Annotated in this window: 9 protein-coding genes; 3 read left to right on the top strand and 6 right to left on the bottom strand. The window is 73.9% G+C overall.

The window, feature by feature from the left end; translation table 11 throughout:
• Positions 1–301: 301 nt before the first annotated feature.
• The 5 genes from frr to F6X68_RS34395 form a co-directional block, all read right to left on the bottom strand.
• Positions 302–859 carry a ribosome recycling factor gene (frr, locus tag F6X68_RS26635; protein WP_151456851.1) on the bottom strand — a complete coding sequence of 186 codons (558 nt, stop codon included), beginning with the start codon at positions 857–859 and terminating at the stop codon, positions 302–304.
• Positions 860–934: 75 nt separating this feature from the next.
• Complete coding sequence (gene pyrH / locus F6X68_RS26640) at positions 935–1,702, bottom strand: UMP kinase (protein WP_089001535.1); 768 nt, start codon at positions 1,700–1,702, stop codon at positions 935–937.
• 159 nt (positions 1,703–1,861) lie between these two features.
• Positions 1,862–2,692, bottom strand: coding sequence for a translation elongation factor Ts (tsf, locus tag F6X68_RS26645; protein WP_151456852.1), 831 nt, complete (start codon positions 2,690–2,692; stop codon positions 1,862–1,864).
• A gap of 135 nt (positions 2,693–2,827) precedes the next feature.
• Positions 2,828–3,742 carry a 30S ribosomal protein S2 gene (gene rpsB, locus F6X68_RS26650; protein ID WP_151456853.1) on the bottom strand — a complete coding sequence of 305 codons (915 nt, stop codon included), beginning with the start codon at positions 3,740–3,742 and terminating at the stop codon, positions 2,828–2,830.
• Positions 3,743–4,051: 309 nt separating this feature from the next.
• Positions 4,052–5,374: a hypothetical protein gene (locus tag F6X68_RS34395; RefSeq protein WP_225852442.1), complete on the bottom strand. Its 1,323-nt coding sequence runs from the start codon at positions 5,372–5,374 to the stop codon at positions 4,052–4,054.
• Positions 5,375–5,669: 295 nt separating this feature from the next.
• On the opposite strand from F6X68_RS34395, the gene F6X68_RS26660 reads away from it, so the two are divergent.
• Genes F6X68_RS26660 through F6X68_RS26670 form a run of 3 tightly spaced genes read left to right on the top strand, consistent with a single transcriptional unit; the run spans position 5,670 to position 8,807 of the window.
• Positions 5,670–6,029: a YraN family protein gene (locus tag F6X68_RS26660; protein ID WP_151456854.1), complete on the top strand. Its 360-nt coding sequence runs from the start codon at positions 5,670–5,672 to the stop codon at positions 6,027–6,029.
• Positions 6,030–6,081: 52 nt separating this feature from the next.
• Positions 6,082–7,602, top strand: coding sequence for a YifB family Mg chelatase-like AAA ATPase (locus F6X68_RS26665; RefSeq protein WP_151456855.1), 1,521 nt, complete (start codon positions 6,082–6,084; stop codon positions 7,600–7,602).
• Positions 7,512–8,807 (top strand): DNA-processing protein DprA, encoded by a 1,296-nt coding sequence (locus tag F6X68_RS26670; protein WP_370518991.1) that lies wholly within the window; start codon positions 7,512–7,514, stop codon positions 8,805–8,807. The genes F6X68_RS26665 and F6X68_RS26670 overlap by 91 nt, the downstream gene beginning before the upstream one ends.
• A 7-nt stretch (positions 8,808–8,814) precedes the next feature.
• Here F6X68_RS26670 and F6X68_RS26675 read toward each other — a convergent pair.
• On the bottom strand, positions 8,815–9,126 hold a 312-nt coding region (locus tag F6X68_RS26675; RefSeq protein ID WP_370518990.1), incomplete at its 5' end, for a hypothetical protein.

The raw sequence follows: 9,126 nt of genomic DNA on the forward strand, positions 1-9,126 counted from the left end.
GGGACATCACGCACCGAGCGGGACCGGTACGAGATCCACCAGCTGACGCACAACCACAACCATTCCCCTACCCGCGCGACTGTTCCGTCCGGTTGACCCGCCCGACGGCCGGCCGATTCCCACCATTCACCGCAGGGTGCCGGGAATCCTGCCGAGCCTACTGCACCCGCCGATCCCTCACGTCCGACCGGCCCCGTGCCGGCCCGCCGACGACGGTGGCACCGGGCCCGCCGCCCGGGATCGGGCGGTGGAGCGCCGGTGCCAAGACGTCGTCGCCGCCGGTGGAGTGCCGGCGCACGGTTCACACCTCGAGAAGCTCGCTCTCCTTGTGCTTGACCAGGTCGTCGACGGCGGCGACGAAGCGCTGGGTCAGGTCGTCGAGTTCCTTCTCGGCGCGGCGGCCGTCGTCCTCGCCGACCTCGCCGTCCTTGACGAGCCGGTCCAGCTCCTCCTTGCCCTTGCGGCGGATGTTGCGGATGGCCACCTTGGCCTCCTCACCCTTGTGCCGGGCGACCTTGATCATCTCTCGGCGGCGCTCCTCGGTCATCTGCGGGAGCAGGATGCGGAGCTGGTTGCCCTCGTTGTTCGGGTTGGCGCCGAGGTCGGAGTCGCGGATCGCCTTCTCCATGGCGTTGATCTGCGAGTTGTCGTACGGCTTGATGATCACCATGCGCGGCTCGGGAACCCCGATGGACGCCATCTGGGGCAGCGGCGTGGGGCTGCCGTAGTAGTCGATGATGATCTTGGAGAACATGGCGGCGTTGGCGCGACCGGTGCGGATCGCGCCGAACTCCTCCTTGGCGTGCTCGATCGCACGCTCCATCTTCTCCTCGGCCTCGAGGAGGGTGTCGTCGATCACCGGTCTCCTCGCCTCCTTCTGTGCTCGTCGTGGGCTTGTCGTGTCGGAGGGACCGCTGAGGTCGGGTCGGACCGCTCAGGCGGTGATCAGGGTGCCGATCTTGTCGCCACCCACGGCCCGGATGATGGTGTCGTCGCCCTGCGCGCCGAAGACCAGCATCGGCAGGCCGTTCTCCATGCACAGGCTGAACGCGGCGGCGTCGGCGACCCGCAGGTTACGCCGCAGCACCTCGGAGAAGGTGATCGAGTCGAACTTGCTGGCGGTCGGGTCGATCCGCGGGTCGGCGGTGTAGACGCCGTCCACGCCGTTCTTGCTCATCAGCACCACGTCGGCACGGATCTCCAGGGCCCGCTGGGCAGCCACGGTGTCGGTGGAGAAGTACGGCATGCCGGCGCCCGCGCCGAAGATCACCACGCGGCCCTTCTCCAGGTGCCGGATGGCGCGCAGCGGGATGTACGGCTCGGCGACCTGGGCCATCGTGATCGCGCTCTGCACGCGCGTCTCGATGCCCTCCTTCTCCAGGAAGTCCTGCAACGCGAGGCAGTTCATCACGGTGCCGAGCATGCCCATGTAGTCGGCCCGGGCGCGGTCCATGCCGCGCTTCTGCAACTCCGCGCCCCGGAAGAAGTTGCCGCCGCCGACCACCACCGAGACCTGCACGCCGCGGCGGACCACGGTGGCGATCTGCCGGGCGATGGCCTGCACGACGTCCGGGTCCACCCCGATCGCGCCCCCGCCGAACACCTCACCGGAGAGCTTCAGCACCACCCGGCGGGCCCGACCGGGGGGTGGCGCCGTCGGATCGTCCGCCGCCAGACTCCGGTCACTCACAACCTGCGTCATCCGCCCCGCCCTTCCCCATGCGCACGTCCCGTACGCCGCGTACCGCGAAACTGCCGTAGCCGACCCTATGTGACGAGGAGGCCGCGGTGCCTGTCACGTACACCGGCGGCCTCCTCGTCGACGTTCCCTGCCCGCGGGGCGCAGAGCGCCCGGGGCGGCTCAGGCCTGGCCGACCTCGAACCGCACGAAGCGGGTGACCTCGATGCCGGCATCGGCCAGCAGCTGCTTCACCGACTTCTTGTTGTCGGCGACCGACGCCTGCTCGAGCAGGACGTAGTCCTTGAAGAACGCGTTCACCCGACCCTCGACGATCTTCGGCAGGGCCGCCTCGGGCTTGTTCTCCTCGCGGGCGGTCTGCTCGGCGATGCGCCGCTCGGACTCGACGACGTCGGCCGGCACCTCGTCCCGGGTGAGGAACTTCGGCCGCATGGCGGCGATCTGCATCGCCACGCCCCGGGCGTCCGAGTCGGACGCCTCGTCGCCGGCCGTGCTGGTGTACTGCACGAGCACGCCGACCGCCGGGGGCAGGTCCTGGCTCTTGCGGTGCAGGTAGACGGCGGTGGTGCCGTCGAGCTTGGCGAAGCGGTTCAGGACGAGCTTCTCGCCGATCTTGGCGGACTGCTCCTGCACCAGGTCGGCGACGGTCTTGCCGTCCAGCTCAGTGGCGAGCAGCTCCTCGGCGGTGCCGACGCCGCTGCGCTCGCCGTGCTCCACCAGCTGCTGAGCCAGCTCGATGAACGCGTCGGTCTTGGCGACGAAGTCGGTCTCGCAGTTGAGTTCGAGCAGCGCCTTGCCGGAGTGGGCGATCAGACCGTTGGCGGCCGTACGGCCGGCCCGCTTGCCGACGTCCTTGGCGCCCTTGACGCGCAGGATCTCGACGGCCTTGTCGAAGTCGCCCTCGGCCTCGGTCAGCGCCTTCTTGCAGTCCATCATGCCGGCGCCGGTGAGGTCGCGGAGCTTCTTGACGTCCGCGGCGGTGAAGTTGGACATGGCTCTCTCTTCGGTGTTGAGACTGCGGGTGGGTTGGTCCTGGTGCCGGTTACCCGGATCCGGGCGCGACGTGCCCGGCGTACCTGCCGCTCCCCGCCGCCCGGGAGACCGGGCGGCGGGGAGGCGGCGGTGCGGTCACTCCGCGGCGGCGGTCGCCGGCTGCTCGACCGGCTGGGCCTGCGGGGCCTGCTCAGCCTGCTCGGCCTGCGGGGCCTGCTCGACCGGCTGGGCCTGCTCGGCCTGCGGGGCCTGCTCGTCGGCCTTCTTCGGCTCCTCGAGCAGCTCGCGCTCCCACTCGGCCAGCGGCTCGTCGGAGGCGACGCCCGGCTCCGGCTTCTCGTCGCTGCCGCGACGACGGCCGGAACGGGCGATCAGGCCGTCGGCGACGGCGGCGGCCACGACCTTGGTCAGCAGCTCGGCCGAGCGGATCGCGTCGTCGTTGCCCGGGATCGGGAAGTCGACCTCGTCCGGGTCGCAGTTGGTGTCGAGCACCGCGATGACCGGGATGCCCAGCTTGCGGGCCTCGTCGACGGCGATGTGCTCCTTCTTGGTGTCGACCACCCAGATCGCGGCCGGGAGCTTCTGCATGTCCCGCAGACCGCCGAGCGTGCGGGTCAGCTTGATCTTCTCGCGGGAGAGCTGCAGGGTCTCCTTCTTGGTGTACCCGGCGGCGGTGCCGCTCAGGTCACCCAGGGCCTCAAGCTCCTTCATCCGCTGGAGCCGCTTGTAGACCGTCTGGAAGTTGGTCAGCATGCCGCCGAGCCAGCGGTGGTTGACGTAGGGCTGACCGACCCGGGTCGCCTGCTCGGCGATGGCCTCCTGGGCCTGCTTCTTGGTGCCGACGAAGAGGATGCTGCCACCCTCGGCGACGGTCCCGCGCACGAACGCGTAGGCCTTCTCGATGTAGTCGAGGGTCTGGCGCAGGTCGATGATGTAGATACCGTTGCGCTCGGTGAAGATGAAACGCTTCATCTTCGGGTTCCAGCGCCGGGTCTGGTGCCCGAAGTGGACACCGCTCTCCAGCAGCTGACGCATGGTCACGACGGCCATGGTGGGGTACTCCTCGTGGTCCCTGGTTGTCCCGCCCGGCCAGGCGGCCGGGCGTCCTGGCGCCCGGTCGGCGGCCATGGCGGGCCCGACCAAGATCGGGACCAGGGAGGCCGTCGCCCCACGACGACTCGTGGAGAGGGCGCGCGAGGTCGACCGCGCGAGGCGGTCGCCAGTCGACCAGTGTACGCCCCTTCCCCGCCCCCGATGCCTCGGGTGCGGGGAAGGGGTCGGAACGCCCATTTCCGGCACTCGGCGCGCCCGCCCCGGCCGGGGCCAGCCGTCAGGCGGGGCGCTCCTGACGGTCGAGGGTCAGCGGACCGCGAGCGCGGCGGCGACGAAGAGCACCAGGCCCACGGTCAGGTACGCCGTCGGCGGACGCAGCCAGCCCCGGTTCCCCTCCGCGAGCGACAGCCCGCCGGTGCGCAGCCCGTACAGGCCGATCGCGAAGATCGGCAGGCCGCAGACCAGGAAGATCCCCACCACGACGTCGGCCGTCGAGACCGGGTCGCCGGTCACGCCGTTGAGCAGCACCCGCATCGCGGGCACCTCGAACACCAGGACCAGCAGGGTGAAGAGCGCGGCCAGCGCCGGCCGCCGCGTCCGGTAGACCCCGTCGCCCGCCGGCGTTCCCGGAAGCGGGGCGACCACCGGCGGGTACGCCGGCAGCTCCCCCGGCGCGAGGTCGCCGCGGGGCGCGATCGGCGGCATCGGCCCGGTCGGCATCTCCAGCGGGTGCGGGGGCTCGACCGGCCGGACGGGCTCGTCGACCGGCGTCTCCGCCGCGCTCGCGGCCTCGGCCACCCGACCGGGCGCGACGATCGGGTAGCCGCCCAGCGGGGCCGGGCGGGCCGGCTCCGCGGTCCGCTCGACGGGTCCCGCCCCGGCCAGCGCGTCGACGCCCGACGTCGACAGCGCGTCGCGGGCCTCCCTCGACTCCCGGGCGGCGCGCCGGCCCGGGCGGTCGCCGGGCAGTTCCCCGGAGACGTCCGGGTCCGACTCGGCCCGGCGCGAGCGGCTCGTCCGGTATCCCTCGGTCTCCGACCGGGCCTCCCCGAGCGGCGGCACCGCCGCGAAGCGCCCCGAATCGGCCTCGCCGAACCTCCCGGGCTCCGATCCCGTGGCGGGGAACCGGCCCGAATCCTCGGGGCCGGTGACGGCGAACCGGCCGGAATCCTCCGGTCCCGGCACGGCGAACCGGCTCGGGTCCTCCCGTCCCGTGGCCGCGAACCGGCCCGAGTCCTCCGACCCGCCGAAGCGGCCCCGGTCGGTGTCGACGGCCGCGAAACGCCCCGAGTCGGGCTCGACGGCGCCGAACCGGCCGGAGTCGGGCTCGACAGCGCCGAACCGGCCTGAGTCGGGCTCGACGGCCGCGAAGCGCCCGGAGTCGGGCTCCGCCGACGTGCCGAAGCGTCCTGGTTCGCCGCGTCGGGTTCCCGTGGAGTCACCGTAGCGGCCGTCCTCGGCGGACCGGCGCTGCTCGGGGGCGTTCAGGTCGTCGTCCCGGTACCGGCTCTCGGCCGGACCGCGCCAGTCCGCCTCCCCGTAGCCGCTCTCACGGTCACGGTCACGGTCGCGGTCGGCCGGATACCAGCGCGACTCCTGATCTTCGACAAAGTTCCGTCGTCCGTCCACGTCCGGCACGGTATGCGACCGGCTCCACGGGCGCCATTCGCCCCCGGGACATCCGCGCCACCGGGAGCACCGGTCACCCGCCGCCGCTGGCCGGGGACGGCGGCGGCGGGGACGGCGGCGGGCGGGCAGGCCCAGCTCAGCGCCGAACGCGGTGGCTCGTGGCGGCGGTCCACCGAGGCGGACCGCATAGCACGACGAGGGCATGATCGTCCGTTCGTCCACAGTGTGCCCGTCGTCCACAGTTTCCGGGGCACGGGGCGGCGGCTGCCCGCCCGCCGGGTGCACCGTGCCGGACATGACAAAGCGGAACCAGGCGGTCGGCGCGTACGGGGAGCGGTGCGCCGTCCGGCACCTGATCGGGGCGGGACTGCGCCCGGTGGCCCGGAACTGGCGCTGCCCGGCCGGAGAGATCGACATCATCGCCTGGGACGGGCCGGTGCTCGCCTTCTGCGAGGTGAAGACCCGCCGCACCGACGAGTACGGGTCGCCTGCGGAGGCGGTCGTACCGGCCAAGGCGCGGCGGCTGCGCGGGCTCGCCGCCCGGTGGCTCGCCGACACCGGCACCACCGCCGACGAGGTGCGCTTCGACGTCGTCTCCGTACGCCTGACCGGCGCCGGCGCCGCCCGGGTCGAGCACCTCAAGGGGGCGTTCTGATGGGCGGACCCGACCGGACCGGGTGCGGCGTCGAGCGACGGCGGGTGGCGTCGTGAGCTACGCGAAGGTGCTCTGCGTGGGCCTGGTGGGCGTCACCGGGCACCTGGTGGAGGTCGAGGCCGACCTGGCCGCCGGCCTGCCGGCGGTGGTCATCTCGGGGCTGCCGGACACCGCCCTGCACGAGGCCCGGGACCGGGTCCGCGCAGCCGTGGTCAACTCCGGTCAGCGGTGGCCCAACCGGCGGATCACCCTCAACCTGCTGCCGGCCGACCTGCCGAAGTTCGGCTCCGCGTTCGACCTGGCGATCGCGGCGGCCCTCCTGGGCGGCTCCGGCGAGCTGCCGCTGCTGCCCCTGGAACACGTGGTGGTCCTGGGCGAGCTGGGCCTCGACGGCACGGTCCGCCCGGTGCGCGGTGTGCTGCCGATGGTCGCCGCGGCCGCCCGGGCCGGCGTCGGGAAGGTGATCGTGCCGGCCGGCAACGCCGCCGAGGCGGCGGTCGTCCCCGGGGTCCGGGTCCGGGCGGTCGACACGCTGCACCGGCTGGTCAGTTTCATCCGCGACGGCTCGCCCCTGATCGAGCCGGAGCCGGACGGCCCGTCGCCGGCCGGTGGTGGGCCCGACCTGGCCGAGGTCGCCGGGCAGGGGCTGGGCCGGCGGGCACTGGAGGTGGCCGCGGCGGGCGGGCACCACCTGGCGCTGGTCGGGCCGCCGGGAGCCGGCAAGACCATGCTCGCCGAGCGCCTCCCGTCGATCCTGCCCGAGCTGGACGACGAGGCCGCGCTGGAGGTCACCGCGCTGCACTCCATCGCCGGGCTGCTGCCACCGGGCGGCCGGCTGCTGCGCCGCCCGCCGTTCCAGGCACCGCACCACACGGCGACGGTGCCGTCGCTGGTCGGCGGCGGTTCCGGGCTGGCCCGCCCCGGCGCGATCTCGCTCGCCCACCGGGGCGTGCTCTTCCTCGACGAGGCGCCCGAGTTCAGCCGGGGCGCGCTGGAGGCGCTGCGCCAACCGCTGGAGAACGGCCGGGTCCGGCTGGTCCGCAGCCGGGGCGGCGCCGAGTACCCGGCCCGTACGCAGTTGGTGCTGGCGGCCAACCCGTGCCCGTGCGCCAAGCCGGCCGGGGACGCGTACTGCGAGTGCCCGCCGCAGGCCCGGCGGCGCTACCTCAGCCGGCTCTCCGGGCCGTTGCTGGACCGGATCGACGTGCAGGTGAAGCTGCCGCCCGTCCGCGCGGCCGAGCTGATGCAGGCCACCGTCGACAGCGAGCCCTCCGCCACCGTCGCCGCGCGGGTGGCGGTGGCCCGGCAGGCGGCGGCCACCCGCTGGGCGGTGCTCGGTCACCGGCTCAACGCCGAGATACCCGGCCCGTACCTGCGCCGCCCGCCGTGGCGGTTGCCCGGGCCGGACACGGCCGAGCTGCGGGTCCGGCTGGACGCCGGGTCGCTGTCGGCCCGCGGCTTCGACCGCATCATCCGCCTGGCCTGGACGATCGCGGATCTGGACGGTCGGGACCGCCCCGACCGGGAGGACGTCCGGGAGGCCATCCAACTCAGGACGGGGGACGCGACGTGAGCACCGACGAGGAGACCCTGGCCAGGGTGGCGCTCACCTGGCTCGCCGAGCCCGGCACCTGGTCGGTGCACCGGCTGGTCGACCGGCTCGGCCCCGTGGCGGCGCTCGACCTCCTGCTCGACGGGGGCGCGCCGGAGGAGACGCTGCGGAACACCGTGGCGGCCCGTTGCGCGGCCGGCGACGCCCGAGCCGTCGCGGCCGAGGCGCTGGCCCGCACGGACCGCCTCGGCGCCCGGATCGTCGTCCCCGGCGACGACGAGTGGCCCGTCCGGGTCGGCGACCTGCGCCGGCTCCGGCTGCCCGGTGCCTACCGACGGGTGGACATCGAGACCGCCCCGCCGCTCTGCTTCTGGCTACGCGGCTCGTGGCCGCTCGCAGAGGCGTTCGACCGCTCCGTCGCGGTCGTCGGCGCCCGCGCCGCCACCGGGTACGGCACGCACGTCGCCACGGAACTCGGCTACGGGCTGGCCGACCGGGACTGGACCGTCGTCTCGGGCGGAGCCTTCGGCATCGACGCCGCGGCCCACCGGGGCGCGCTCAACGCCGGTGGCCTGACCGTAGCGGTGCTCGCCTGCGGCGTGGACCGCCCCTACCCGATGGGCAACGCGGCGTTGTTCGACCGGATCGCCGACACCGGGCTGTTGGTCAGTGAGTGGATGCCGGGAGCCGATCCGCTGCGGCCCCGGTTCCTCATCCGCAACCGGGTGATCGCGGCGGGCACCCTCGGCACGGTGCTGGTGGAGGCGGCCGCCCGCAGCGGCGCCACCCAGACCACCCACCGGGCGCTCGCCCTGGGCAAGCCCAGCATGGTGGTGCCCGGCCCGGTCACGTCGGCGATGTCCGTCGGTGCGCACGAGACGCTGCGGGAGTACCCGAGGGCCCGGCTGGTGACCGGCGTCGCGCAGGTGCTGGAGGAGGTCGGGCGGATCGGCGACCTGGCGCCCGTACCGCGCGGCCCGCAGCAGCCGGCCGACCTGCTCGACGACGACGCGAGGGCCGTCGTCGAGGCGTTGCCCCGCCGGGGCGCAGTCGGTGTGGACGTCCTCGCCGCGCGGGCCGGCGTGCCCGTCCGTACCGCGCTGCGGAAACTGTCGATGCTCGAGGAACTGGCCCTGGTGCTCCGCCGCGACGACGGGTACGCCCTCGCGCCCCCGCCGGCCGGGAACGCGACCGTCGGACGACCGGCGACGCCGGGGGGACCGTGAACCGCCGTCAGTCACCCTCGAAGCGGATCTCCATCGCGCGGTCCTGCCGGCAGCGCCGCGCCAACCGGTCCAGCCGGCGCACGTGCGTCAGCTCCGGCGTCGACCGCGACACCTCGGCGAGGCAGCGCACCTCGGCGAGGAGCTGCGGCGCCTGGCCGGCAGGGACCACCAGCTCGCCGACCGGATCCACCCGGTCGAGCAGAGGGGTACGCCCGGTGCCACGGACGCGCCGGACGAGGTTCAGCAGTACGTCGTCGGGATCGGGCAGCACCTCGGCCGGCACAAGGCGGCGTCGGTCGGAGCCCACCCCGACCGCCCG

The sequence above is a fragment of the Micromonospora sp. AMSO12t genome, from assembly GCF_008806585.1.
Classification (GTDB): domain Bacteria; phylum Actinomycetota; class Actinomycetes; order Mycobacteriales; family Micromonosporaceae; genus Micromonospora; species Micromonospora reichwaldensis.

What these genes read in the sequence shown, in the direction of transcription:
- rpsB (WP_151456853.1), bottom strand. Translation starts at nt 3,742, where the DNA reads ATGGCCGTCGTGACCATGCGTCAGCTGCTGGAGAGCGGTGTCCACTTC.
- F6X68_RS26660 (WP_151456854.1), top strand. Translation starts at nt 5,670, where the DNA reads ATGACAAAGCGGAACCAGGCGGTCGGCGCGTACGGGGAGCGGTGCGCC.
- pyrH (WP_089001535.1), bottom strand. Translation starts at nt 1,702, where the DNA reads ATGACGCAGGTTGTGAGTGACCGGAGTCTGGCGGCGGACGATCCGACG.
- tsf (WP_151456852.1), bottom strand. Translation starts at nt 2,692, where the DNA reads ATGTCCAACTTCACCGCCGCGGACGTCAAGAAGCTCCGCGACCTCACC.